Genomic DNA, 25,449 nt, shown 5'->3' with positions numbered 1-25,449 from the left:
GCGATGGCGCTGCGTCAGAAGAAGTACGTCACGCCCAGGTTGAAGCTGCGCGGCAACGCGGGCGAGACCACGTTGGCGTTGATCGCGCCGTCGTAGTACGCCTTGTTGAACACGTTCTTCACCCCCGCCGTCACGCGGTAGTTGTCGCCCGCGTAGCTGATGGACGCATCGGCCACCACATACGACGGCAGCGTGAAGGGATACGAGCCGATCTGCTCGCTGACGTAGCGCCCGCCCATGCCCAGCGTGATGCGCTGGTGCTGCGGCAGCTTGTAGGTGGCCCAGGCCGTGAGCGTGTGGCGCGGCGTGAGGTTCAGCGGCAGGCCCACGATGGCGGCGTTGTTGTCGCGCGTGACCTTGGTCTGCGTGTAGGTGTAGGCGCTGGTCAGCTTCCAGCCGTTCTTCATGTCCGCGCCCAGCTCCACCTCCAGGCCGCGCGCGCGCTGCTGGCCGGTCTGCACGCTGAAGCCGGTGTTCACCGGGTCGGCCGTGGTGACGTTCTCGCGCACCAGGTCGAAGACCGCCAGTGCTCCGGTGATCTGGCCGCCCGGCGCCTCGTATTTCACACCGGCTTCCCACTGCTTGCCGGTCTCGGGCACGAAGGGCGTGCCGTTGAAGGCCAGCCCCGAGGTCGGCAAGAAGGACTCGCCGTAGCTGCCGTAAGCGGCCCAGCCGGGCTTGAACTCATACACCAGGCCGGCGGACAGCGTGGTGGCGCTGTCCTTCTGGCGTGTCTGCGTGTTGGCCACGCGGTTGTTCGTGTCGTTGGTCGACCAGTCGCGGCGCAGGCCCACCAGGGCCGTCCAGCCCTGGCCGAACTTGATCTGGTCCTGCGCATACAGCCCGGCCACGGTGAGCTTGGCGGGCGCGTCGCTGGTCAGCGCCGTGGGGCAGGTGGCCTGCATGCCGTAGACGGGCGCGAACAAGTCCAGCGCGCCGATGCGGCAGGTGCGGCTGGCCAGCAGGCTGTGGCCGCTGCGCACGTCCAGGCCCGTGACGAGCTGGTGCTTGGCGCCCAGCGCCTCGAAGCGCGTGAGCATCGAGGTGTCGGTGGCCAGCAGGTCATAGTCCATGTACTGGCGCGACGCCTGGCGGTTCTGCAGCCGCTGGTTGGCCTGCAGCGCCTGGTTGGAGACGAAGTTGCCCGTGCCCTTCTCGGTCTCGTAGCGCACGTTCTGGCGGAACGTCATCGCGTCGGACACCTTGTGCTCCAGCGCATAGCCCAGCGTGGTGCTCTCCACGTCGTACACGCCAAAGGCAGGATCGCCCGTGAACAGCGTGCGCGACAGGGTGCCGTTGCGGTTGGGCAGCAGCGTGCCGTAGGGTGTGATGCCCTGCTGGCGCATCCACTCGCTGCGGCTGTAGGTGGCGAACAGCACCAGGTCGGTCTGCGCGCCCAGGTCGATGGACAGCGACGGGGCGAACCACCGGTCCTTGCGGTAGACGAACTGCGTGGGGTCGTCGGCGTTGGACACCTGGGCATTGATGCGCAGCGCCGTCTTGCCCGATTCGGACAGCGGCTTGTTCACGTCGGCCTGCAGCGTGCGCTGGCCGAAGCTGCCCACCTCCACGCCCACTTCGTTGATCGCGTCTTTCTTGGGCCGCTTGCTCACCGCGTTGACGATGCCGCCGGGCTGCACCTGGCCGTAGAGCACCGAGGCCGAGCCCTTGAGCACCTCGAAGCGCTCGTAGCCGTAGGGCTGCAGCTTGGCCCACATGCCGGGGCTTTGCACCAGGCCGTCGACCAGGATGGATTCGGTGGAGCGAAAGCCCCGGATGTTGATGTCGTCAAAACCCCGGCGCCCGAAGTTGACGGGGCTCACGCCCGCCACGGTCTGCAGCGCCTGCTGCACGTTGGTGATCTGGCGCGACTCCATCTGCTCGCGCGTGACCACGCTCACGGACTGCGGGGTCTCCAGCCGGCGCATGGGCGCCTTGCCGGCGGTCTGGGCCTCGACGGGCGCAAAGCCCATGTCCTTCTCGGTGCTGGCATTGATGCGCACTTCCTGGAGCTGCGGCGCGGCCACCTGGGCGGCGGCCGCCGGTGCATCGGCGTCCTGCTGTGCCACGGCGGCTTGGGCGAGGCACAGGGCCAGCGGGGTCAGGGCAAACACCCCGGCCTTGCGGGCCCAGGGGTACGGGGAGGAAGAGGGGGCGAGCGAAGAGCGCGGCGAGAAACGGGCCGCGCGCGAGGGCTGAAAAGACATGGGAGTCCCGATGGAGAGAAAGCCGAGGGCGGACAAACGCTGAAGGCGCTGGCTCGCGTGGCTTTTCGGGACGCTGGCTGGCAGGAGGGGGTATTCTAATGCGAATAGTTATCGTTTGAGAGGTGGCCATGCAAGCGGCGCCGCAGTGCGCGTTGCGCGGTTCCGCCGGACGGCCAGGCACCGCCGCAAAGACCGACCGCTTGCGGGCGCGCACGACCGTGCTCCCTCCCGCGCGGCAATCGTCGGTCTTTTGCTATTGAATAGATAGCATATGGCGCTTGATACATCGGCGTCAAGGCCTGTTTTTGTCCACATCCTGGGCGCTGACCGCCCCGTCGGCGCTCTGCGGGCTCCCGGGCTCGCCATACCCGGGGTACGCGCCCCCCGCCGCCCCCAGCGCCGCGCTCTCCTGCCGCTCCTTGGCCATCTGCTCGGCGAACTGGTTGCGCCCCTCGCGCGCCACCGCGATGAACTTGGCGCGGTCCTTGTAGTGCGGGTACATGCGGTCGGCCAGGGCGATGTTGTGGGTGCGAAAGCGCCGGGTGATGGCCGTGGCCTCGGCGGGCGCCAGGCCCATCAGTTCCAGCACCGTGTGCGCGCTTTGCAGGCTGGACTCGAACAGTTCGCGCTGCACCAGCGTCACACCCAGGTCGCGCAGCTTGTTCCAGTGCGTGACGTCGCGCGCGCGGGCCACCACCTGCAGCTGGGGGAAGTGTTCGCGGGCAAGCTTGGCGATCTTGAGGGACTGCTCGGCATCGTCCACGGCGATGACCAGGATGCGGGCGTGTTCGGCGCCCGCGATGCGCAGCAGGTCGAGCCGCGTGGCGTCGCCATAGAACACGCGGTAGCCGAAGGTGCGCGCCACTTCCAGCATCTCCACGCTGTGGTCCAGCACGGTGGTGCGCAGGCCCTGGGCCAGCAGCACGCGCGAGACGATCTGCCCGTAGCGGCCGAAGCCCGCGATGATGATGGGCGCCTCCTGGGGCTCGGAGATTTCCTCGGCCCGGGGCTCGGACTTGAGCTGGGCGTAGCGGCGCAGCAGCACGCGGTCCAGCAGCACCAGCAGCAGCGGGCTGATCAGCATCGACAGCGCCACCGCGCCGATGAGCAGCGAGGCCGTCTCGGCCGGGAACACGCTGGCACCGGCGGCGGCCTGGAACACCACGAAAGCGAATTCGCCGCCCTGGGCCAGCAGCAGCGTGAACACCGGGCGCTCCTGGTACGGGATGTTGACCAGCTTGGCCAGCGTGTAGATCACGATGGCCTTGGCCGCGAGGAAGCCGACCAGGATGGCGGCCATGAGGCCCGGCGAGCGCAGGATCACGCCGAAGTCGATGCTCATGCCCACGGCGATGAAGAACAGCCCCAGCAGCAGGCCCTTGAAGGGCTCGATGTCGGCCTCCAGCTCGCGCCGGTACTCGCTGTCGGCCAGCAGCACGCCGGCCAGGAAGGCGCCCAGCGCCATCGACAGGCCCACCATCACCATCAGGTAGGCGATGCCCACCACCAGCAGCAGCGCGGCGGCGGTGAAAATCTCGGGCGTGTTGCTCTTGGCGATCCAGCGCAGCACGGGGCGCAGCAGCAGGCGCCCGCCCAGGATGATGGCGGCGATCACGCCCACGATCTTGAGCACCTCGAGCGCCATCTCGCCCGGCGTGTGGCCCGCGCCGTCGCCCGCAGCGGCGCCCAGCACCGGCAGCAGGGCCAGGATGGGGATGGCCGCCACGTCCTGGAACAGCAAAATCGAAAAGCCCGCCTGCCCGCTCTGGGTGCGCATGAGGTTGCGCTCGGCCAGCGACTGCAGCGCGATCGCCGTGGAGGACAGCGCCAGGCCCAAAGCGCCCACCAGGCTCACGCGCCACGGCAGGCCGGCGAGGGCGCCCAGCGCGAACAGCACGGCCGCGCAGCCCAGCACCTGCGCGGTGCCGGTGCCGAAGATGGGGCGGCGCAGCGCCCACAGGCGGCTCGGTTGCAGCTCCAGCCCCACGAGGAACAGCATCAGCACCACGCCGAATTCGGCGAAATGCAGGATGTCCTGCACATTGCTCACCAGCCCCAGGCCCCACGGCCCGATGGCGATGCCCGCCGCCAGGTAGCCGATGATGGCCCCGAGGCCCAGCGCCTTGGCAATGGGCACGGCCAGCACCGCCGCGGTGAGGTACAGGAAGCCGTAGGTGAGCCAGGTGGGGGCGTGTTCCATAGAGGGGGATGCGGGCGATGGCGTGGGGGAAGGGGCGTCGCGGGGATGCGGGCGTGGGCGTGTCAGGATTCTGGCACCGTCCCGGCGATGTGGAGAGGCTGGCGAGGCATGTTGTTGCGGCGCTTCACTTTTAATAGCATCTGGCGCTGGTGGGACAAGCGCTGGAGGCGCTCTTCGTGCATGCCATGGCGGCGGCGCGGGCGCGTTGTTAAGATGCGTGCCCTTCTCGGATTACAGGCGCGGTGTTTCATGGACTTGCAGACTTGGCTGGCTTTTTTCGCGGCGTCGTGCCTGATCGCGGTGTCGCCGGGCTCGGGGGCCGTGCTGTCGATGAGCCATGGCCTGTCGTTCGGCGTGCGCAAGACGGGCGCCACCATCTTCGGCCTGCAGCTGGGCCTGCTGCTGATCCTGCTGATTGCCGGGGCGGGCGTGGGGTCGCTGCTGCTGGCGTCCGAGGTGGCCTTCAGCGTCGTCAAGGTGCTGGGCGCGTGCTACCTGATCTATGTGGGCTTCAACCAGTGGCGCGCGGGCGACGCATCGCCCGTGCAGGGCGATGAGGAAGCACCGGCGGGCACCTGGCAAAAGCGCTGCCTCACGGGCTTCCTGACCAACGCCACCAACCCCAAGGGCATCATCTTCATGGTGGCCGTGCTGCCCCAGTTCATGACCGACACGCGCCCGCTGTGGACGCAGCTCCTGGTGATGGCCGCCACCACGGTGACGGTGGACGTGGTGGTGATGCACGGCTACGCTTTCGGGGCCAGCGCCCTGCGCCGCCTGATGCGCAGCGCGCGTGCGGTGCGCGCGCAGAACCGCGTGTTTGGCGGCCTGCTGATGGCGGTGGGCGCGGGGCTGTTCTTCGTCAAGCGTGGCGGCCAGCACGCCTGAGGTGGCCCCAGCGTGTTGCTGATGCTTTGATTTTGATAGCTGCTGGCGCTTGTCCATCAAGCGTCAGGGGCTGATTTGGCTTGTATTTTCATGGATGCGCGGATTCCAAGGAGGTTGTCATGCCAGTAGTTGTTGTCGCCAACCCGAAGGGCGGCGTGGGCAAGTCCACGCTGTCCACCAACATCGCGGGCTACTTTGCGAGCCAGGGGCATCCCGTGATCCTGGGCGACACCGACCGGCAGGAGTCCGCCAGGCTCTGGCTGGGCCTGCGCCCGCCGGCCGCGCGCCCCATCGGCGCCTGGGACGGCCTCAGCTCGGACGTGATCAGCCGCCCGCCCAAGGGCACCACGCATGCGGTGCTTGATACGCCCGCCGGCCTGCACGGCTGGCGCCTGAACGACGTGCTCAAGCTGGCCGACAAGATCATCGTGCCGCTGCAGCCCAGCGTGTTCGACATCTTCGCCACGCGCAGCTTCCTGGACCAGCTGGCCGAGCACCGCCACGCGGCGGGCGTGCCCGTGGGCATCGTGGGCATGCGCGTGGACGCGCGCACCAAGGCCGCCGAGCAGCTGCACCACTTCGTGGACAACCTCGGGTTTCCGGTGCTGGGCTACCTGCGCGACACGCAGAACTACATCCACCTGGCGGCGCATGGCCTCACGCTGTTCGACGTGGCGCCGGGCCGTGTGGCGCGCGACCTGGAGCAATGGCAAGGAATCTGTACGTGGCTAGACACATGAACCCCCCTGAGGCGCTGCGCGCCTTCCCCCGAGAGGGACGCCACCCCTGGACTGGCAAAGCCAGATCCACGGTGGCACTGGCCTGGGGAGTGCCAGTTGCTGGCGTTGTGTGCCAGATGGGCGCACGGTGTCCCGTGCCAGACAAGGCGCGCACGGCTGCGGCGCTACATTGGGGTGATGAAAATCTTTCGCTCCTACTCCGAAGTCAGCGCCTGCGTGGGCCAGGAGGTCGCCGTGACCGACTGGATCACCATCACGCAGGAACAGGTCAACCTGTTCGCCCAGGCCACGGGCGACCACCAGTGGATCCACGTGGACCCCGAGCGTGCGAAAGCGGGGCCGTTTGGCGCGCCCATTGCCCACGGGTTTCTCACGCTGTCGCTGATCCCGCAGTTCTTCGAGGCGGGCCTGACCATCGAGGGTGCGCGCATGGGCGTGAACTACGGGCTCAACAAGGTGCGCTTCACCGCGCCGGTGCCGGTGGGCAGCCGCCTGCGCGCGCGCCTCACGCTGCAGGCGGCCGAGCCGGTGGCGCCCGATGGCATGCAGATGACGTGGCTGGTGACCGTGGAACGCGAGGGCAGCGACAAACCCGTGTGCGTGGCCGAATCGCTTGCGAGAAATTTCGGGGCACCCGCCTGAGCCTGGCCCCTCGCGGGCAGGAGGTCTGACCCATGGACCGCCTGCAAGCCATGAAGGTGTTCGAGCGCGTGGTGGAGGAGGGCGGCTTTGCCGCCGCCGCCCGGGCCATGGACATGTCGCCCCCCGTGGTCACCCGCATGGTGGCCGAACTGGAGCAGCACCTGGGCACGCGCCTGCTGCAGCGCACCACCCGCAAGCTGGCCCTCACCGATGCGGGCGATGCCTACCTGCAGCGTGTGCGCACCATCCTGCACGAGATCGACGACGCCGAGGCGGCCGCCGCTGCCAACACGCGCGACCTGCGCGGCACCATCCGCATCGTCGCGGCCCCGGTGCTGGCCACCAACTTCCTGGCGCCCATGGTGGCGCTGTGGCATGCGGAGTTCCCCAAGCTGCTGCTCGACATCGACCTGGACGCCTATGCCTCGGCGCGGGTGGACGAATACGACGTGACCATCATGGTGGCGGGCGAGGACTTCGACGCCAACATCGTGGCGCGCCCGCTGCTGAAGGGCGAGGCCATCGTGGTGGCGTCGCCCGACTACCTGGAGCGCAAGGGTATTCCGCGCGAGCCGCAGGACCTGCTGCAGCACGACTACCTGCGCGACTCGGGCATGGCCGCCCGTTCCCAGACGGGGCCTGGCCGCAAGCTGCGCCTGCAATCCCTCTCCGGCAATCTGCCGGCCCAGGAAATCGACATGCCGGCGGTGCTGCAGTCCGTCAGCACCGAGCTGCTGCTGCGCGCGGCGGTGGACGGCGCGGGGGTGGCGGTCACGTCGCGCCTGCTGGCCGAAGAACACCTGGCCCGCGGAGAGCTGGTGCACATCCTGCCCGCGTGGATCTTTTCGCGCTACACCATCTATGCCGCGCTGCCCTCGGGCCGCATGCTGCCCGCGCGCACCAAGGTGTTCCTGGACTTCCTGAGCGAGCAGGTGCCCCTGGCCATGGCCGAACAGCGCGGGCAGGCAGGCTAGCGGGCTGGCTGGGGCGGCGGTTTCCGCTCTGGTGGCCGGGCCATGTTCCCCCGGCCGGCCGCAGGCGGCGATGAACGGCCTGCGTCAGCCCAGCTGGGCGAATCCGCTGATGATGGTGCCTTCTGGCTCGACGGTGATCTCGCCATCGGGCATCGCAAAACTGTTCTGGCGCCAGGCCTCGAACACCGTCACCGCCACGGCGTTGGACAGGTTCAGGCTGCGCTGGCCCGCCACCATCGGCAGCCGCAGGCGCTGCGCGGGTGGGAAGCTGTCGCGCAGCTCGGGTGGAAGCCCCCGCGTCTCGGCGCCAAACACCAGCCAGTCGCCCGGCAGGAAACAGGTGGAGTGCACCGGCTGGGAGCCGTGGGTCGTCATGGCGAACATGCGGGAGGGGTCGGGCTGGGCATCGCGCAGGAAGGCGGTCCAGCCGGGGTGGATCTGCACCTGGGCGTACTCGTGGTAGTCGAGCCCCGCACGCCGCATCTGCCTGTCCTCCATCGTGAACCCCAGGGGCTCGACCAGGTGCAGGGTGCATCCGGTGTTGGCCGCCAGGCGAATCACATTCCCGGTGTTGGGCGGGATCTCGGGTTCGACGAGGACGATATGGAACATGCTGGCTATTGTCATCGCCCGGCGTGTGAGTTGAGCAACCGCTCGTAATCAAAAGTATCCCGCTAGTCCAGCCCCGTGCGCGCGAGGACTGCGCAGGTGACATGCGCCACGCCCGCCTCGCGCAGTGCCAGCGTGGCGGCCTGCATCGTGGCGCCCGTGGTCATCACATCGTCGACCAGCACCACGCGCTGGCCCCGCAGGGCCGCCGCATGCGCGGGCTCGATGGCAAACGCACCCCGCAGGTTGCGCAGGCGCTGCGCCCGCGGCAGTCCGCTCTGTGCCTCGCTGGCGTGCAGGCGCAGCAGGGTCCGGGTGTCGCTCCTGGGGCCTGCCAGATGCCTTGCAAGGAGCGCGGACTGGTTGAATCCCCGCTCGCGCAGGCGCTCGGCCGACAGCGGTATCGGCAGCACGCGGTCCGCCGCGTCCAGGGCCGGTTCCATCCAGGGCGTGCTGCGCATCAGCGTGGCCAGGGCCCTGGCCCACCCGGGGTCACCCCGGAACTTGAAGTGCGCGAGCGCGTCGGCCCATGGGTAGGCGTAGTCCACGGCGGCCACGCAGGCATCGAAGCTGGGCGGGCTGTGCACGCAGGCGCCGCAGACGGCGACCCCCGGGGGGACCCGCAGGGCGCAGCGCTGGCAGCGTGTGGCGGGCTGGGCAAAGCGCGCCGCGCAGGCATTGCAGATCCGCTGCGACGGCCATGCATGGCAGACGGCGCACTGGCTGGGCACCTTGTCCGCCCAGGTGCGAAGAGGGCGCGAAATCCCTAGCAAGCCCGTGAAAAGCATGAATCAATATACTCGCCCGTCCTGCCATGCCCTCCGAGCGTCCCCCCACCATTGATCCCGTTGCTGCGGCCCGCTGGCATGCGGCGGCCCCTGCGTTGTCCCCCTGGCTCCATGAGGAGGTGGCGCGCCGCATGGAGGACCGCCTGCAGTGGATCCGCCAGGCTCCCGAATCGTGGTGCCATTGGGATGCGGTGCGCGGAGGGCTGCACGCACATACGCTGGTGAGCGCACGCTTTCCCAAGGCACGCTGCCAGATCTACGAGACGGCCGCGCATTGCCAGGAGGTGGCGCGGCAGGCCCTGGCCAGGCCCTGGTGGAGTCCCGCCCGCTGGGGCGCCGGCAACCCGCAGCTGGGTGCGCCGGCGGATGCGAGCGTGCAGATGCTCTGGGCCAACATGGCGCTGCATACGGCAGCGGACCCGCAGGCGCTGATCGCGCAATGGCACCGTGCCCTGGCCGTGGATGGCTACCTGATGTTCTCGTGCCTGGGCCCCGACACGCTGCGCGAGCTGCATGCGGTGTACGCCGAGCTGGGCTGGCCTCCTGCCGGGCATGCGTTCACGGACATGCACGACTGGGGGGACATGCTGGTGCACGCGGGCTTTGCCGAGCCTGTGATGGACATGGAGCGCATCACGCTGACCTTCGCCACCCCGCAGCGGCTGATGCGGGAGTTGCAGGAACTGGGCTGCAACCTGCACCCCGCGCGTTTTGGCGCGCTGCGCGGGCGGCGCTGGCGCGAGCGGCTGTACGAAGCGCTGGCGCACCGGCTGGCGGACCCCGGCAACGCAGGGCAACTGGCGCTGACCTTCGAGATCATCTACGGGCATGCGTTCAAGCCCGCGCCGCGCGTGCGCGTGAGCCCTAGCAGCGCCGTGTCGCTGCAGGACATGCGCACCATGCTGCGACAGGGCGGCAAGGGGAGCTAGTCTGTAACTCCGTGTCAATGACATGGAACAAGGCACGCTACAATTCCGGGTTATTGAGATTTCGGGCATCTTCCCGCGCAACCTTGCAGGCTGTGCCTGTCGCGGCAACGCATGGCAGGCACCTTTCAGCCGGCAGTCTTGTGAGCACTTCTGGTGACGGGCTTGGTTTTTCGTTTTGCCACGGTGTCGGGTCAGCGCATCGACTGGCGTCTCGTTCGCAATTGCTCGGTCACGCCGGCGCAACTGGGTTGGACGTACCTGTCGCTGTGCCTGGTGTCGCTGGGTATCGCGGCTTTCTTCTGGATGCTCGGTGCCCGTCTGGTCATGCCCTTCGCATGGCTCGAAATCGTGGCTGTAGGAATTGCATTCGCCATGTACGGTCGCCATGCGGCGGATGGCGAGAGGATTTCACTGCAGGGCTCGCGCCTCGTGGTGGAACTGGAGACAGCAGGCAAGCTGGAGCGTGCCGAGTTTGACCGGAGCCGGGTTCGCGTAGAACCCAAGACCGGAGACCGTTCGCTGATCATGCTGTCTGCGCAGGGCCGTTCGGTCGAAGTGGGGCGCTACGTGCGCCCCGAGCTTCGGCCGGTCCTGGCATCGGAGATCCGCATGGCCTTGCGCGCCGCCTGACCCCACGCAGGCGCGCGAAAGGGATTGGTTAAATTGAGGCTTAGAAGTAAGTGAGAACTATGAAGAGCATTTCCAACAAGCTGGCTTCTCTGCTGCTGATTGCCGGTGCATGGGTGGGTTCCGCAGCCCATGCCGTTCAGGACCTGCCTGGCGGCCCCGCAGTCAACCAGCTGAACCTGGCGCCGCCCGTCACCAAGATTGCAGAAGAGCAGCATTTTCTGCACTGGATGATGCTGATCATCTGCACGGTGATCTTTGTTGCAGTGTTCTCCGTGATGTTCTACTCGATCTGGAAGCACCGCCGTTCCAAGGGCGCCAAATCGGCCAATTTCCATGAGTCCGTGACGGTGGAAGTGGTGTGGACCATTGTTCCGTTCATCATCGTGATCCTGATGGCCCTGCCCGCCACGAAGGTGCTGGTGGCCCAGAAGGACACGACCAATGCCGACCTCACCATCAAGACCACGGGCTACCAGTGGAAGTGGGGCTACGACTACATCACCGGCGAAGGCGAGGGCCTGGCCTTCATCTCCACGCTGGACAGCAGCCACCGCGTGATGTCCGACAGCGGCAACGTCAAGGACGCCCCTGCCAACTACCTGCTGAAGGTGGACAATCCGATGGTGGTGCCCGTGGGCAAGAAGGTCCGCATCATCACCACCGCCAACGACGTGATCCATGCCTTCATGGTGCCCGCCTTCGGCATCAAGCAGGACGCGATCCCCGGCTTCGTGCGCGACACCTGGTTCCGCGCCGAGAAGATCGGTGACTACTATGGCCAGTGCGCCGAACTGTGCGGCAAGGAACACGCCTACATGCCCATCCACGTGAAGGTCGTGTCCGCCGAGGACTACACCGCCTGGGTGGGCGAGCAAAAGAAGAAGGCCGCGGCCAAGCTGGACGACCCCACCAAGGTGTGGACCCTGGACGACATCATGAAGCGCGGCGAGAAGGTGTATGCGGCCAACTGCGCGGCCTGCCACCAGGCCAACGGCAAGGGCGCCGGTCCCATCAAGCCGCTGGACGGCTCGGCCATCGTGCTGGATGCGGACCACGCCAAGCAGATCCAGGTCGTGCTCAAGGGCGCGGCCAATGGCGCGATGCCTGCATGGGCTCAGCTGAGCGATACCGACATCGCCGCAGTGGTGAGCTACACGAAGAACTCCTGGTCCAACAAGACCGGCCAGCTGGTGCAGCCTGCTGAAATCGTGGCCCAGCGTGGCAAGTAATCATCGCCCTATCGTATTGAGGAATCCAAAATGAGCGCAGTTCTCGACAATCACGGGCACGCGGGCGATCACGCACACGACGGCCACGACCACCACCACGGCCCCACCGGCTGGCGCCGCTGGGTGTTCGCCACCAACCACAAGGACATCGGCACCCTGTACCTGCTGTTCGCCTTCGCCATGCTGATGGTCGGCGGCGTCCTGGCACTGCTGATCCGCGCCGAGCTGTTCCAGCCCGGCCTGCAGCTGGTGAACCCCGAGCTGTTCAACCAGCTCACCACCATGCACGGCCTCATCATGGTGTTCGGCGCCATCATGCCGGCCTTCGTGGGCTTCGCGAACTGGATGATCCCGCTGCAGATCGGCGCATCCGACATGGCCTTCGCGCGCATGAACAACTTCAGCTTCTGGCTGATGATCCCCGCGGCCATCATGCTGGTGAGCTCGTTCTTCATGCCCGGTGGCGCACCCGCCGCCGGCTGGACGCTGTACGCGCCGCTGACGCTGCAGATGGGCCCCTCCATGGACGCCGGCATCTTCGCGATGCACATCCTGGGTGCCTCGTCCATCATGGGCTCGATCAACATCATCGTGACCATCCTGAACATGCGCGCGCCCGGCATGACGCTGATGAAGATGCCCATGTTCGCCTGGACCTGGCTGATCACCGCCTATCTGCTGATCGCCGTGATGCCCGTGCTGGCTGGCGCCATCACCATGACGCTGACGGACCGCCACTTCGGCACCAGCTTCTTCAACCCCGCCGGCGGCGGTGACCCGGTGATGTACCAGCACATCTTCTGGTTCTTCGGCCACCCCGAGGTGTACATCATGATCTTGCCGGCCTTCGGCATCATCAGCCAGATCGTGCCCGCGTTCGCACGCAAGAAGCTCTTCGGCTACGCCTCCATGGTGTACGCGACCTCCTCCATCGCCATCCTGTCGTTCATCGTGTGGGCACACCACATGTTCACGACCGGCATGCCCGTGACGGGCCAGCTGTTCTTCATGTACGCCACCATGCTGATCTCCGTGCCCACGGCCGTGAAGATCTTCAACTGGATCGCCACCATGTGGCGCGGCTCCATGACGTTCGAGACCCCCATGCTGTTCGCCGTGGGCTTCATCTTCGTGTTCACCATGGGTGGCTTCACCGGCCTGATCCTGGCCATGGCGCCCATCGACATCCAGCTGCAGGACACCTACTACGTGGTGGCCCACTTCCACTACGTGCTGGTGGCCGGCTCGCTGTTCTCGATGTTCGCGGGCGTGTACTACTGGCTGCCCAAGTGGACCGGCGTGATGTACTCCGAAACGCGCGGCCAGATCCACTTCTGGTCCTCGCTGATCTTCTTCAACATCACCTTCTTCCCGATGCACTTCCTGGGCCTGGCCGGCATGCCACGCCGTTATGCCGACTACCCGATGCAGTTCGCCGACTTCAACGCCATCGCTTCGGTGGGCGCGCTGGGCTTCGGTCTCGCGCAGGTGTACTTCTTCGTGGCGGTGATCATCCCCGCCATGCGCGGCAAGGGCGAGAAGGCTGCGGCCAAGCCCTGGGACGGCGCCGAAGGCCTGGAATGGGAAGTCCCGTCGCCAGCACCTTTCCATACGTTCGAGAATCCCCCCAAGCTGGACGCCACGGCCACCCGCGTGATCGGCTGAACACCATGCCCATGACACCCGAACAGAAAAAGAGCAACCTGCGGATGGCGCTGATCCTGGCGTCCGTCGCGGTGGTGTTCTTCGTCGGGTTCATGGTCAAGGTCGTTCTGCTGTCCCGCTGAGCCCGCACCTGCCATGAGCCTGCACCGCGAAAACGCCAAGATGGTCGGCAAGCTGGTCGTGATCGCGGCCGGCATGTTCGCCTTCGGCTATGTGCTGATCCCCATCTACAAGCACATCTGCGAGATGACGGGCATCAACATCCTGTCGCTGTCCGAGCGGCAGGTGCCGGGCAACGGCGTGGCCGGCAAGGATGTCAAGGTGCCGGGCAACACGCAGGTGGACAAGACCCGCACGATCACGGTGGAGTTCGACGCCAACGCGCGCGGCCCGTGGGATTTCAAGCCCGCCCAGCGTTCGGTGCAGGTGCACCCCGGCGAGCTGACGACCGTGATGTACGAGTTCCAGAACGTGCAGAACCGCCGCATGGCTGCGCAAGCCATACCGAGCTATGCACCGCGCCAGGCCGCGGCGCACTTCAACAAGCTGGAGTGCTTTTGCTTCAACCAGTACACGCTGGAGCCTGGAGAAAAAAAGGAATGGCCCGTGGCATTTGTGATTGACCCGCGTATTTCCAAGGACGTGACGACCATCACGCTGTCCTACACGTTCTTCGAGGTGGGTGGCAAGACGCCGGCAGCACCGCAGTCCACTGCCGCCGTGGGCCTGTCCGCGCCCCTGGTCTCTCCAGCGGCGGGAGCGGGTTCATGAATACGCCAGTGGAGCAGCCGGTGGTGAAGCCCCACGAGCGCAAGGGATCGCTGCTGCGCACGGTGCGGGCGGTGGCGTGGTCGCTGATAGGTCTGCGCAAGGGCAGCGAGTACCAGCAGGATGTCGAAAAGCTCAACCCGCTGCATATCATCGTGGTGGGGCTGGTGGCCGTCTTTCTGCTGGTGATCGGCCTGATCGCGTTGGTGAACTGGGTCGTGTGAATGGGTTGCTGGAACCGTATCCGCAACAACAAAGCCGAAAACAAAGATTTTGAGAGTCAGGAGCTGAAATGAGTGCATCAACCCACGGCGGAACCCCGTACTACTATGTACCCGCAGAGTCGCGTCATCCGGTGATGGCGGCAACCGGTCTGTTCTTCGTCATTCTGGGCGCGGGCCAGTGGATCAATGGCCACGACTGGGGCAAGTATTCCCTGGCACTGGGCCTGGTGTGGTGGCTGTTCACGCTGTACCAGTGGTTCGGCGATGCGGTGCGCGAGAGCGAAGGCGGCCTGTACGGCCACAAGATCGACCTGTCGTACCGCTGGAGCATGAGCTGGTTCATCTTCTCGGAAGTGATGTTCTTCGGCGCGTTCTTCACGGCACTGTGGTGGGCGCGTTCGCACTCGGTGCCCGCCCTGGGCAGCCTGGACAACGCGCTGCTGTGGCCCGATTTCAAGGCGGTCTGGCCCAGCCTTGCCGCCGGTGCCACCGCCTCGCCGGCCGGCATCGTCGAACCCTTCCAGACCGTGGGCCCCTTCTGGCTGCCCACCATCAACACGGCGCTGCTGCTGACGTCGGGCGTGACGCTGACCATTGCCCACCATGCATTGCGCGAAAACCACCGTGGCAAGACCATCGGCTTCATGTGGGCCACGGTGCTGCTGGGCTTCGTGTTCCTGCTGGTGCAAGGCTACGAGTACTTCCATCTCTACACCGACCTGAACCTCAAGCTCAGCTCCGGCGTGTTCGGCTCCACGTTCTTCATGCTCACGGGCTTCCACGGTTTTCACGTGTTCCTGGGCATGCTGATGCTGCTGGTGATCACGCTGCGCCTGCAGAAGGGACATTTCACCGCGGACAAGCACTTCGGCTTCGAAGGCGCCGCGTGGTACTGGCACTTCGTAGACGTGGTGTGGCTGGGCCTGTACGTGCTGGTCTACTGGATGTAACCAGGCACGCTGCCAACAAAAAAGCGCCTCGCGGCGCTTTTTTTGTTGGCAGGGCCAGGGCGGGATGAGAAGGGGGTATGCGGGGGCTTGGGCCACTGCCGCTTCATGGCCCCGGTCAACGGGAGGCCGGCAGGCCGGTGGGCTGGATGTAGCCCAGTTTCCACGCCACCAGGATGCACAGGAAGAGCACGATGGAGAGCCCCACGCGCACCGCGAGTGCCTTGGCCATGTGGCTGCCCTTGGCCTTGTCGTTGCGGCCATTGCGCATCATGAAGAACAGGGCGGAGGCCAGGCTGGCCAGAATGGCGATGAACGCCACCACTACGAGGTATTTCATGGAGAACATTATCCTGTGACAGTGTCACGTCGTCCCCTGGGCCTGCGTTTTTGGCTGATCACCCTTGCTGCGGTGGCCGGCATGCTGGCCACGGCCTCGCTCGGCCGCTGGCAGCTGTCGCGCGCCGCGGAGAAGGAGGCCCTGCAAGCCATGCTGGAGGAGCGTGGCCGCATGCCCGCCGTCGACGCCCCAACGCTGCTCGCGGCCGCGGCGCAGCCGGATGCGGCAGCGCTCGTGCACCGTGCCGTGGTGCTGGAAGGCCGGTGGCTGCCGGAGCACACCGTGTACCTTGACAACCGCCAGATGCACGGCCGCCCCGGGTTTTTCGTGCTGACACCGCTGCAGTTGGCCGAAGGCCGCGGCGCGGTGGTGCTGGTGCAGCGTGGCTGGGCCGCTCGCAACTTCCAGGACCGCACGCAGCTGCCGCGGGTGCAGACCGCGCAGGACCAGGTGGTGCGCGTGCAGGGCCGCGTGGCGCTCCCGCCTTCGCGCCTGTATGACTTCCAGGGGGCCGATAGCGCACAGGGGTCTTCCCGCATCCGGCAAAATCTCGACCTGGCAGCGTTCCGCACCGAAACCGGTCTTGCGCTCGCCAACCTCACGGTATTGCAGACGGGCGAAGCAGGCGAGGGGCTGCAACGCGACTGGCCCGTGGTCGGCGCGGGCGTCGACAAGCATTACGGTTACGCATTTCAATGGTTCGGGCTCTGCGGCCTGATTGCACTTCTCTATGTCTGGTTCCAAATCGTCCGACGCTTCATTCGCCCGCGCAGCCAGCCTGCCGCCTGAGGCCCATGGGGACCACCCTCTGGGCCTTACCGTGCACACGCTGCCTCCGGCGGACGGCGCCGTGGCCACGGCCCAGCGTGCCCGCCATGGGCGATGGAAGATGTTCGGCGTCCTGCTCATCTGCGCGGCCCCGGTCATCGCCTCGTATTTCACCTACTACGTGGTTCGCCCCGAGGGCCGCCGCAACTACGGCGAACTGATCGACCCCCAGCGCACCATGCCGCAGGTCGACGCCACGTCGCTGGACGGCAATGCCGTCTCGCTGGCGTCTCTGAAGGGGCAGTGGCTCCTGGTCAGCGTGGCGGGCGGTGCCTGCGGCGCGGACTGCCAGAAGCACCTGTACCTGCAGCGCCAGCTGCGCGAAAGCCTGGGCAAGGAAAAAGACCGGGTGGACTGGGTCTGGCTGGTGAATGATGCCGCCAGCGTGCCCGCCGAGCTCGCGCCCGCCCTGCAGAAGGCGACGGTGCTGCGGGTGGATGGCGCCGCGCTGGGCGCCTGGCTGGCCCCCGCCGAAGGCCATCGGTCCGCCGAGCACCTGTATGTCGTGGACCCGATGGGCAACTGGATGATGCGGTTTCCTGCGGCGATGGACACGGCCGGCGCGGCCAAGGCCAAGCGGGATCTTGAACGCCTGTTGCGCGCGTCGTCTTCCTGGGATGAAGCCGGACGCCCCGGAAAGCCGTGATGGACGCCCAGCCGCTCTACGATCTGGCGCCCATCGCCCGGCTCATGCTGCTGGGCGTGCTGATAGCGCTCGGCCCCCTGGCCTGGGTCGGTCTGCGCAACCGTGGCAGCTCTCCCATGCGGCGCCTGCAGGCGCTGACCGTGCTCACCCTGTTCCTGACCTTCGACCTGGTGCTGTTCGGCGCCTTCACGCGCCTGACCGATTCGGGCCTGGGCTGTCCTGACTGGCCGGGCTGCTACGGCAGCGCCAGCCCCGTGGGCGCACACACCGAGATCTCCGCCGCCCAGCAGGCCATGCCCACCGGCCCCGTGACCCATGGCAAGGCCTGGGTCGAGATGATCCACCGCTACCTGGCCACCGGCGTGGGCGTGCTCATCATCGTGCTCACCGTGTCGGCCTGGGTGCAGCACCGCAAGGCCCGCCGCGACGGGGGCGAGGGGCCTCCCGTCAGCCCGTGGTGGCCCACCTTCACGCTGTTCTGGGTCTGCCTGCAGGGGGCCTTTGGCGCCTTGACGGTGACGATGAAGCTGTTTCCAGCCATCGTCACGCTGCACCTCATCGGGGGGCTGGTGCTGCTGGCGCTGCTGTGCGTGCAGGCGGTTCGCCATACCCACCGCGCCCAGGGCCGCACGCCCGTGCGCCTCTCGACGGGGCTGCGCTGGGGCCTGGTCGCCACCAGCGTGCTCGTGGCCCTGCAAGTGGTGCTGGGCGGATGGGTCAGCACCAACTACGCGGTGCTGGCGTGCACCACCTTTCCCACCTGCCAGGGGAGCTGGTGGCCCGAGATGGACTTTGGCCAGGGTTTCCAGGTCTGGCGCGCGCTGGGCATGCTGCAGGATGGCAGCCACATCAGCTTCGCGGGCCTCACGGCCATCCACTATGCGCACCGGTTGATGGCCTATGCAGTGCTCGCAGCGTTGGGCATCGTGTGGTGGGGCCTTCGGCGGGCGCACGTGTTGCCCGCCCAGTGCCGCTGGCTGGCGGGGCTTGCGCTGCTGCAGCTGGCCACGGGCCTGTCCAACGTGGTTCTGGACTGGCCGCTGGTGGCCGCCGTGCTGCACACCGGCGGCGCCGCGGCGCTGGTGGTGGTATTGACCTGGGCCCTGGTGTCCAGCCGCGCGGCATCCGCGCCCCAAGAGTTTTCCGCGCCATCGGGCGCATCGAGAGTGTCCGCATGAGTGCTGCTGCCCCCGCCGTTGTTTCCCCGCCCTCGCGCCTGTCGCAGTTCTATGCGCTGACCAAGCCCCGTGTGGTCCAGCTCATCGTCTTTTGTGCGCTCATCGGCATGGTGCTGGCCGTGCCTGGGCTTCCTTCCGCACCGCAGCTGGGGCTGATGGCCCTGGCCTGCGCGGGCGTGTGGCTGGTGGCCGGCGCGGCAGCCGCTTTCAACTGCATCGTGGAGCAGGGTATCGACGCCAAGATGAAGCGCACCGCCTGGCGCCCCACGGCCAAGGGAGAACTGTCCAACGCGCAGACGCTGCTGTTCTCGGCCGTGCTGTGCGCGGCGGGGTCCGCGCTGCTGTATTTCTGGGTGAACCCGCTCACGATGTGGCTCACGTTCGCCACCTTCGTGGGCTATGCGGTCGTCTACACGGTGATCCTCAAGCCCCTCACGCCGCAAAACATCGTGATTGGCGGCGCGTCCGGAGCCATGCCCCCCGTGCTGGGCTGGGCGGCCATGACGAACGATGTGGGACCGGAAGCGCTCATCCTGTTCCTCATCATCTTCCTGTGGACGCCTCCCCACTTCTGGGCGCTGGCCCTGTACCGGGTGGAGGACTACCGCAAGTCCGGCCTGCCCATGCTGCCGGTGACGCATGGCAACGAGTTCACCCGCCTGCAGGTATTCCTGTACACCCTGATCCTGTTCGCGGGCTGCCTGATGCCCTTCGTCTACGGCATGAGTTCGTGGATCTACCTGGCCGCCGCCGTGGTGCTGAGCGCAGGCTTTTGCGGCTACGGCTTCGCGCTGTGGCGCAACTACTCGGACGCGCTGGCGCGCAAGACCTTCCGCTTTTCCCTCATTCACCTGAGCGCTCTGTTTGCAGCCCTCCTGGTGGACCATTACGTGCTGTGAACCCGACCATGCCCATGCTCAAAAGAAGTGCTCTTAAAACGATAGCTTTTGCCGCTTTGTCCATAAGCGCTGCGGGCATTTTCAGTGCCTGTTCCGAGAAAAAGGCAGAGTTTCGCGGCGTGGACATCACCGGCGCGGACTATGCCCGCGACATCCCCTTGACCGACCACAACGGCCAGGCGCGCCACATCAAGGACTTCGCGGGCAAGGTGGTGGTGGTCTTCTTCGGCTTCACGCAATGTCCCGACGTGTGTCCCACTTCCATGCAGGAGCTGGCCGAGGTCAAGAAGATGCTGGGCAAGGACGGCGACCGCCTGCAGGGCATCTTCGTGACGGTGGATCCCGAGCGCGACACGCCGGAGGTGCTCAAGGCCTACATGGCCAACTTCGACCCCAGCTTCCTGGCGCTGTACGGCTCGCCCGAGCAGCTGGCAGCCGTCGCCAAGGACTTCAAGATCTACTACAAGAAGGTCGACGGCAAGACACCCACCAGCTACACCATGGACCATTCGGCGGGCAGCTATGTCTATGACCCGGCAGGGCGCTTGCGCGTCTACAACCGCTATGGCAGCGGAGCGCAGGCCCTGGCGTCCGACGTGAAGGCGCTGCTGGCGGAAGCAGGCTGACCGGATGTGCCGCCGGGCGCTGCTGGCGCCTGCTCCGGCTTTTTGTCGTGGATTTGCCTCACGCCGGGGGGCAGGAACGCGACATACGTCACATTCGCGGCAAGTTGCAGGCCCTGGTCGGGGCCATCTGGATGCCAATGCCCGCGTGATTCTCTAGAGTGGCCCCAGGGCCTGTGCCGCCGCTGGCGGATGGCTCCATGCGATGCGCCTTGCCCCCGTGCGCGGCAAGGTGCTCTGGTGACATCCATTTTTCAAAGGAATCTGGCATCGATGCGCTTGTACGTAGACGCCACCCGGCGCAACCGCCTGCCATTGTGGCGGGGCGGCGGGGACGGGCCTGGCCGGGCCCGACGCGATGAAGGATGAAGAATGAAGAAGGACCCGGGGTGATGGCCGCGGCACCCCTTTCACCGGCCGACGAGGGCGCGCTGATCCTGGCCGCCACGAACGCGGCCCCCGACGGCATCCTGCTGGTGGACCGCGGCGGCCGCATCGTCATGGCCAACGCGGCCATGGAGTCCATCTCCGGCTATGCGGCCGATGAGCTGTGCGGCAGCCCCGTCAGCCTCCTGCTGCAGCCCGCCTTGCGGGAAGCGCATGGACGCCATCTGGACAGCTACTTCCAGTCGCCGTCGCGCCGGCCCATGGGAATGGGGCGGGATCTGTGGATCGCCCGCAAGGACGGCCGGTCCGTGCCGGTGGATATCGCCCTGGGCTACACCGACGCGCAGGGCGGCACGGCCGTGGCCTTCGTGCGCGACATCTCGGAGGTGCGCAGGCTGCAGGCCCAGATGCACTTCCAGGCCACGCACGACACCCTGACCGGCCTGGTCAACCGCTGGCAGTTCGGCCAGCGGCTGGAGCAGGCCATTGCCGAAGCGGCGCTTGGCGGCCATTCCTTTGCGCTGCTGGTGCTGGACCTGGACGACTTCAAGGCCGTCAACGATGGCTATGGACACGCCGCGGGGGACCGGGTGCTTGTGGAAGTGGCGCGCAGGCTCAAGAGTGTCCTGCGCGGCGGCGATACGCTGGCACGGCTGGGTGGGGACGAATTCACCGTGCTGCTGCCGCACATCGCGCAGGTCCGCGATGTGGAACAGGTGGCCGCCCAGGTCCTCGCGGCGCTGTGCCAGCCCTTTCAGATGCATGGCTTTGAACTCGATTTCGGCGCGAGCCTGGGAATTGCCGTGTACCCGCGGGACGCGCAGGATGCCCCCACCCTCATGCGCTATGCCGACATGGCGATGTACCACGCCAAGGAGTCCGGCCGCGCGAACTACGCGTTCTACGAGCCGCCGCTGGGCGCCCGCATGGCGGAGAAGCTGCAACTGCACGAGCGCCTCAAGCTGGCCCTGGCCTACGGCGGGCTCCATCTGCACTACCAGCCGCAGGTGGAGGTGGGCAGCGGCCGCATCCAGGCGGTGGAGGCGTTGCTGCGGTGGACCGATCCCCAGCTGGGCGAGGTTCCCCCGGCCCGTTTCATTCCCGTGGCGGAGGCGACGGGCCTGATCCTTGCCGTGGGTGCGTGGGTGATCGGCACGGCGTGCCAGCAGATCGCCGAATGGGACCGGGCGGGCCTGCCGCTGCGCGTGGCGATCAACCTGTCCGCGCAGCAGCTGCGCCAGACCGACCTGGTGGAGCAGATCGAACGCAGCCTGGCCCTTCATGGCGCGCGGCCCGACCTGCTGGAGATCGAGGTGACCGAATCCGAGGCCATGGCGGACCCCGCGCAGGCCCGCGATGTGCTGTGCCGCCTGCAGGCGCTGGGCGTGTGCATCGCCCTGGACGACTTCGGCACGGGCCATTCATCCCTGGCGTACCTGAAGCACTTGCCGGTCTCCCGGATCAAGATCGATCGCGAGTTCATCCACCCTCTGCTGCACAGCAACGGCGATGCGGTCCTCGTGCAGGCCATCATCGTGCTGGCCAAGACACTGGGCTTGCACGTCGTGGCCGAAGGGGTCGAAACTGCGGAACAGCTGGGCCTGCTGGCGCAGTACGGCTGCGATGCCTACCAGGGGTGGCTGTACTCCCGGGCGGTGGCGCCAGCCCACGTCGCGCAGCTTCTGCTGGCGCAACGGGCGAGCGAGGATTCCGCCGTTCTGTAAGGGCTGCGCGCGCGGAGGCTAGGTGCCGGTTTGTTGCGCCGGGCCGCCCGCCAGCCCGATCAGGACATCGCGCTGGATTTCACAATGCCAGCGGTCGCGGCGCACCAGCCCATGGCGCAGCGCGAGCTGGCGCAGCGTGCGCGCAATGGTTTCCCGGGTGGTGGAGAGAAGATCGGCCAGCACCTGGTGGCTGGGCAGCCGCACCAGGGAGCTGCGCTGCAGGTTGGCCAGCTGGAGCAGGGTGGCCGCCAGCTGCCCCGTCACCCCACGGATGCGGGCGATGCGTGCCCAGTCGGCCAGGCGGGCGTTCGTGTGGGCGTAGCTTTGCGCAAGCCCCCGCAGCAACTCGGAATCCAGCAGCCCCTGCTGGAGGACCGCCTCCACGGGCACCTCGCAGATGCGCCCCGCGGTCAACGCCCGGCAGGACACGGCGGCCGGTTCCTGCACGAGCGCCGTCGAGCCCAGGGGCTGCCCGGCGCCGAACAGGCCGATCGGCCGCTCCACGCCGTCCTCGCCGCTGCACAGCACCACGACGATGCCGGTCTTGACGATCTTGAACGTCTTCTGCCCCGATTGCCCCTGCCGCAACAGCAACTCGCCCTTGCGCACCGGACGCTCCACCAGAAGGGGCTTCCAGCCAGCGCGCCGTTTTTCGTCTTGCCGGCCCAGCAGGCACTGCTGCTGTCCTGCGCAGAGGCAGCACCCGCCACCGGAAGGCAGGGATGGGGTGGTACGGCAATGGGGCATGCGGGCGTGGGATTCCGGGGCGGCAGGGCCCGGAACAAAAAACCCGGGCAGGATCCATGGACCTTACCCGGGTTCATGGCGCGCTGCAACAAAATGTATGCCGCCCGCCGATGGCCTGTGGGACTCTACTCCGCCTTGATCCCGCGCATCGCAATCACGCCGCCCAGCAGGCTGGTGTCGGCCTTGATGCGGTTGGCCAGCCCCTCGGGCGAGGTGCCTGCCACCTGCCATCCCTGCTGAAAGAGCTTGTTGCGCATGTCTTCGCTGCGGGCGATCTCGCTGATCACGGCGGCCAGCTTGGCCTGCAGTGGCTTGGGCATCGTGGCCGGCGCGGCAAACGCATTCCAGATTTCCAGGTTGAAGCCCCGGATACCGGCTTCCGACAGGCTCGGGATATCGGGTGCCAGCGGGCTGCGGCCCGCCGAGGTGACGCCGATGGCGCGCAGCTTGCCGGCGCGCACCTGGGCCTGGGCGAGCGCCGGGGGCAGCAGCGCCATCTGCAGCTGGCCGCCCAGCATGGCATTGGCGACTTGCGGGTAGCCCGGATACGGGACGTGCACGGGGTTGATGTTGCTGCGCGACTTCAGCAGCTCGGTGCCGATGTGGCCCACGGTGCCCACGCCCGGCGTGCCATAGCTCCATTTGTCGCCGCCGTTGCGCGCCGCCACGAAGAAGTCGCGCGCGTCGCTGTTGGCGGGTACGCCCGGCTGCGTGACGGGCGCGGTCAGCACCAGGGGCGACGTGCCGATGAGGCTGAGCGGCGCCAGGTCCTTGAGCGGATCGTAGGGCACGGCAGGGTTGATCATCTTGGCGATGGTCATGTTGCCGTTGATCATCAGGCCGATGGTGTGGTCATCACGCGCCTTGGCCACCGCGTCGGCGCCGATGTTGCCGCCTGCCCCCACCTTGTTTTCCACGATCACCGGCTGGCCCAGGGCCTTGGACAGGGGTTCCGAGAAAGCGCGCGCGGTGAGGTCGGGCGAGGTGCCGGCCGGAAAGCCCACGATGATCTTCAGCGGCTTGTTCGGCCAGACCTGCGCGGCCGCGGCGGGGGCCGAAGGCCTGGCGGTGTTCTGGGCGAGTGCCCAGGGGGATGCGGCGGCCAGGGCGATCAGCAGCGATGCGCGGCGGGAAACGGGGCGTGACATGGGGTGGGTCTCCTCCAAAAAAAGTTCGGGGCCATAACGACAAGGGGCCCCAGAACTGGGGCCCCTCGAGGCAACTTCTGCACAAGCGGGATATTAACGCGCCCCCGCGGGCATTCAGGCGTACTCGGCCAGCGCCTTCTTCATCTTCTTCATGGCGGCCACCTCGATCTGGCGGATGCGCTCGGCGCTCACGCCATAGACCGCGGCCAGTTCATGCAGCGTCATGCCGCCCGTGCCGTCGTCGTTGACCTTGAGCCAGCGCTCTTCCACGATGCGGCGGCTGCGCGCGTCCAGGCTGTCCAGCGCCGTGGCGATGCCGTCGGTGGCGAGCGCATCGCGCTGGCGCGACTCGATCATGGCGGTGGGCTCATGCGAGGCATCGGCCAGGAAGGCAATGGGGCCAAACGCCTGTTCGCCATCGTCCGAAGGTGCAGGGTCGAGCAGCACGTCGCCACCGGACATGCGGGTTTCCATCTCGATGACTTCTTCACGCTTCACGTTGAGCTGCGCGGCCACGGTGTCGATTTCCTGCTCGGACAGCGTGTCCCGGTGCGTCGCGGCATCCGCGGCGGAAGCATCGGCCTTGAAGCCCTGCTTCATCGAGCGCAGGTTGAAGAACAGCTTGCGCTGTGCCTTGGTCGTCGCGACCTTGACCATGCGCCAGTTCTTCAGGATGTATTCGTGGATCTCGGCCTTGATCCAGTGCATGGCATAGCTCACGAGGCGCACGCCCTGGTCGGGGTCGAAACGCTTCACGGCCTTCATCAGGCCGACGTTGCCTTCCTGGATCAGGTCGCCATGCGGCAGGCCGTAGCCCAGGTACTGGCGCGCAATCGACACCACGAGGCGCAGGTGCGACATCACCAGCCGTCCGGCGGCGTCCAGGTCGTTGTGGTCCTTGAGCTGGCGTGCGTACGTCTGCTCTTCTTCGTGGGTGAGCAGCGGCAGGCGGTTGACAGCGGAAATGTAGGCATCCAGATTGCCCAGCGGGGGCACCAGCGCCCAGGGGTTGGCGGGCGCCAAAGTCGTCGTCGCGGTTCCAGATTGAATGTTCATTCCGGGAATCCTTTCCTCTAAGCCATGATGTTAGCACTCTCTATGAGTGAGTGCTAAACCCGGAGTTCCCCTCCGGTTGTTCGGGGTGGGAGGCACCTTTCTCGACGGTCGTGGTTGCCGATTTCTGTCGATTCCACTCGAGTTTTGTATTTTTCTCATTGAGTTTTGTACTTTTAGGGTGCGAGGAAATCGCGTAACTATTTGATTTTCAATGGGAAATTTCTTCCTGGTGACGTTTTGCCTATCTTCTTTGCCTTCTTTTTAAGCAAATTTCAGGAATTTTGCCCCACTCCTTAGAGCCGCGAATCGTGTTGATTGCTCCGCAATGCGACCTAGCCACCAGGTGAATGCATATTGTTTGTGAGTGCTTGCTTTCTCAGGTCAATCATTGGGAGGAAATTGGTGAGAAATTTCCCCTATCGTTGCCGGCCCA

Annotated in this window: 26 protein-coding genes; 18 read left to right on the top strand and 8 right to left on the bottom strand. The window is 66.7% G+C overall.

Going from position 1 to position 25,449, the window contains the following annotated elements; translation table 11 throughout:
- Window positions 1-14: 14 nt before the first annotated feature.
- Both AC3RCE_RS20285 and kefC read right to left on the bottom strand, forming a co-directional pair.
- On the bottom strand, window positions 15-2,207 hold the full coding sequence (locus tag AC3RCE_RS20285) for a TonB-dependent siderophore receptor (RefSeq protein WP_255591032.1): 2,193 nt from the start codon (window positions 2,205-2,207) through the stop codon (window positions 15-17).
- 292 nt (window positions 2,208-2,499) lie between these two features.
- Window positions 2,500-4,407 carry a glutathione-regulated potassium-efflux system protein KefC gene (gene kefC / locus AC3RCE_RS20280; protein ID WP_492253802.1) on the bottom strand — a complete coding sequence of 636 codons (1,908 nt, stop codon included), beginning with the start codon at window positions 4,405-4,407 and terminating at the stop codon, window positions 2,500-2,502.
- A 249-nt stretch (window positions 4,408-4,656) separates the two neighbouring features.
- On the opposite strand from kefC, the gene AC3RCE_RS20275 reads away from it, so the two are divergent.
- The 4 genes from AC3RCE_RS20275 (at window position 4,657) to AC3RCE_RS20260 (ending at window position 7,651) form a co-directional block, all read left to right on the top strand.
- On the top strand, window positions 4,657-5,295 hold the full coding sequence (locus AC3RCE_RS20275; RefSeq protein ID WP_218339573.1) for a LysE family translocator: 639 nt from the start codon (window positions 4,657-4,659) through the stop codon (window positions 5,293-5,295).
- A 119-nt stretch (window positions 5,296-5,414) separates the two neighbouring features.
- Window positions 5,415-6,035 (top strand): nucleotide-binding protein, encoded by a 621-nt coding sequence (locus AC3RCE_RS20270; RefSeq protein ID WP_218295956.1) that lies wholly within the window; start codon window positions 5,415-5,417, stop codon window positions 6,033-6,035.
- 177 nt (window positions 6,036-6,212) lie between these two features.
- Window positions 6,213-6,677: a MaoC family dehydratase gene (locus tag AC3RCE_RS20265; RefSeq protein ID WP_094291360.1), complete on the top strand. Its 465-nt coding sequence runs from the start codon at window positions 6,213-6,215 to the stop codon at window positions 6,675-6,677.
- Between the two features lie 32 nt (window positions 6,678-6,709).
- Window positions 6,710-7,651: a LysR family transcriptional regulator gene (locus tag AC3RCE_RS20260; RefSeq protein ID WP_218295955.1), complete on the top strand. Its 942-nt coding sequence runs from the start codon at window positions 6,710-6,712 to the stop codon at window positions 7,649-7,651.
- A gap of 84 nt (window positions 7,652-7,735) precedes the next feature.
- Here the strand turns inward: AC3RCE_RS20260 and AC3RCE_RS20255 are convergent, their stop codons facing one another.
- Both AC3RCE_RS20255 and AC3RCE_RS20250 read right to left on the bottom strand, forming a co-directional pair.
- Entirely contained in the window at window positions 7,736-8,263 is a 528-nt protein-coding gene (locus tag AC3RCE_RS20255) for a tRNA (cytidine(34)-2'-O)-methyltransferase (RefSeq protein ID WP_218295954.1), read from the bottom strand.
- Between the two features lie 62 nt (window positions 8,264-8,325).
- Window positions 8,326-9,048 (bottom strand): ComF family protein, encoded by a 723-nt coding sequence (locus AC3RCE_RS20250; RefSeq protein ID WP_218295953.1) that lies wholly within the window; start codon window positions 9,046-9,048, stop codon window positions 8,326-8,328.
- Window positions 9,049-9,074: 26 nt separating this feature from the next.
- Between AC3RCE_RS20250 and AC3RCE_RS20245 the strand changes: the two genes are divergently transcribed.
- From AC3RCE_RS20245 to AC3RCE_RS20210, 8 genes are all read left to right on the top strand, one after another.
- Entirely contained in the window at window positions 9,075-9,977 is a 903-nt protein-coding gene (locus AC3RCE_RS20245) for a biotin synthase (RefSeq protein WP_492253801.1), read from the top strand.
- A 153-nt stretch (window positions 9,978-10,130) separates the two neighbouring features.
- Window positions 10,131-10,607: a DUF2244 domain-containing protein gene (locus AC3RCE_RS20240; RefSeq protein WP_218295951.1), complete on the top strand. Its 477-nt coding sequence runs from the start codon at window positions 10,131-10,133 to the stop codon at window positions 10,605-10,607.
- A gap of 59 nt (window positions 10,608-10,666) precedes the next feature.
- Window positions 10,667-11,836 carry a cytochrome c oxidase subunit II gene (gene coxB, locus AC3RCE_RS20235; protein ID WP_218295950.1) on the top strand — a complete coding sequence of 390 codons (1,170 nt, stop codon included), beginning with the start codon at window positions 10,667-10,669 and terminating at the stop codon, window positions 11,834-11,836.
- A gap of 30 nt (window positions 11,837-11,866) precedes the next feature.
- Complete coding sequence (gene ctaD, locus AC3RCE_RS20230; RefSeq protein WP_218295949.1) at window positions 11,867-13,501, top strand: cytochrome c oxidase subunit I; 1,635 nt, start codon at window positions 11,867-11,869, stop codon at window positions 13,499-13,501.
- A gap of 11 nt (window positions 13,502-13,512) precedes the next feature.
- A complete protein-coding gene (locus AC3RCE_RS20225) occupies window positions 13,513-13,623 on the top strand; it encodes a cytochrome oxidase small assembly protein (RefSeq protein ID WP_218296306.1) in 111 nt (36 codons plus the stop codon).
- Between the two features lie 13 nt (window positions 13,624-13,636).
- Complete coding sequence (locus AC3RCE_RS20220; protein WP_218295948.1) at window positions 13,637-14,272, top strand: cytochrome c oxidase assembly protein; 636 nt, start codon at window positions 13,637-13,639, stop codon at window positions 14,270-14,272.
- Complete coding sequence (locus AC3RCE_RS20215) at window positions 14,269-14,493, top strand: DUF2970 domain-containing protein (protein ID WP_218339572.1); 225 nt, start codon at window positions 14,269-14,271, stop codon at window positions 14,491-14,493. The genes AC3RCE_RS20220 and AC3RCE_RS20215 overlap by 4 nt, the downstream gene beginning before the upstream one ends.
- A 68-nt stretch (window positions 14,494-14,561) precedes the next feature.
- On the top strand, window positions 14,562-15,443 hold the full coding sequence (locus AC3RCE_RS20210; protein ID WP_218339571.1) for a cytochrome c oxidase subunit 3: 882 nt from the start codon (window positions 14,562-14,564) through the stop codon (window positions 15,441-15,443).
- A 115-nt stretch (window positions 15,444-15,558) separates the two neighbouring features.
- Here the strand turns inward: AC3RCE_RS20210 and AC3RCE_RS20205 are convergent, their stop codons facing one another.
- Window positions 15,559-15,780 carry a twin transmembrane helix small protein gene (locus AC3RCE_RS20205; protein ID WP_218295945.1) on the bottom strand — a complete coding sequence of 74 codons (222 nt, stop codon included), beginning with the start codon at window positions 15,778-15,780 and terminating at the stop codon, window positions 15,559-15,561.
- Between the two features lie 15 nt (window positions 15,781-15,795).
- On the opposite strand from AC3RCE_RS20205, the gene AC3RCE_RS20200 reads away from it, so the two are divergent.
- The 6 genes from AC3RCE_RS20200 to AC3RCE_RS20175 all read left to right on the top strand — a co-directional run bounded on the left by AC3RCE_RS20200 (window position 15,796) and on the right by AC3RCE_RS20175 (window position 22,065).
- On the top strand, window positions 15,796-16,569 hold the full coding sequence (locus tag AC3RCE_RS20200; protein ID WP_492253800.1) for an SURF1 family protein: 774 nt from the start codon (window positions 15,796-15,798) through the stop codon (window positions 16,567-16,569).
- On the top strand, window positions 16,511-17,254 hold the full coding sequence (locus AC3RCE_RS20195; protein ID WP_492253799.1) for a redox-active disulfide-containing membrane protein: 744 nt from the start codon (window positions 16,511-16,513) through the stop codon (window positions 17,252-17,254). Before AC3RCE_RS20200 ends, AC3RCE_RS20195 begins: the two co-directional genes overlap by 59 nt.
- On the top strand, window positions 17,254-18,432 hold the full coding sequence (locus tag AC3RCE_RS20190; protein ID WP_218295942.1) for a COX15/CtaA family protein: 1,179 nt from the start codon (window positions 17,254-17,256) through the stop codon (window positions 18,430-18,432). The genes AC3RCE_RS20195 and AC3RCE_RS20190 overlap by 1 nt, the downstream gene beginning before the upstream one ends.
- A complete protein-coding gene (gene cyoE, locus AC3RCE_RS20185) occupies window positions 18,429-19,331 on the top strand; it encodes a heme o synthase (protein WP_218295941.1) in 903 nt (300 codons plus the stop codon). The genes AC3RCE_RS20190 and cyoE overlap by 4 nt, the downstream gene beginning before the upstream one ends.
- Window positions 19,332-19,339: 8 nt before the next feature.
- A complete protein-coding gene (locus tag AC3RCE_RS20180) occupies window positions 19,340-19,957 on the top strand; it encodes an SCO family protein (protein WP_218295940.1) in 618 nt (205 codons plus the stop codon).
- 389 nt (window positions 19,958-20,346) lie between these two features.
- Window positions 20,347-22,065, top strand: a complete 1,719-nt coding sequence (locus AC3RCE_RS20175; RefSeq protein WP_492253798.1) for a putative bifunctional diguanylate cyclase/phosphodiesterase — start codon at window positions 20,347-20,349, stop codon at window positions 22,063-22,065.
- Window positions 22,066-22,083: 18 nt separating this feature from the next.
- Here AC3RCE_RS20175 and AC3RCE_RS20170 read toward each other — a convergent pair whose 3' ends face one another.
- The 3 genes from AC3RCE_RS20170 to rpoH form a co-directional block, all read right to left on the bottom strand.
- Window positions 22,084-22,686: a Crp/Fnr family transcriptional regulator gene (locus AC3RCE_RS20170; protein ID WP_492253797.1), complete on the bottom strand. Its 603-nt coding sequence runs from the start codon at window positions 22,684-22,686 to the stop codon at window positions 22,084-22,086.
- A 251-nt stretch (window positions 22,687-22,937) separates the two neighbouring features.
- Window positions 22,938-23,960 (bottom strand): Bug family tripartite tricarboxylate transporter substrate binding protein, encoded by a 1,023-nt coding sequence (locus tag AC3RCE_RS20165; protein ID WP_492253796.1) that lies wholly within the window; start codon window positions 23,958-23,960, stop codon window positions 22,938-22,940.
- Between the two features lie 114 nt (window positions 23,961-24,074).
- Window positions 24,075-25,016 carry an RNA polymerase sigma factor RpoH gene (rpoH, locus tag AC3RCE_RS20160; RefSeq protein ID WP_218295936.1) on the bottom strand — a complete coding sequence of 314 codons (942 nt, stop codon included), beginning with the start codon at window positions 25,014-25,016 and terminating at the stop codon, window positions 24,075-24,077.
- Window positions 25,017-25,449 lie beyond the last annotated feature (433 nt).

Source organism: Acidovorax sp. GW823-FHT05D11 (genome assembly GCF_058795695.1).
This window is presented reverse-complemented; position numbering and strand designations above follow the sequence as displayed.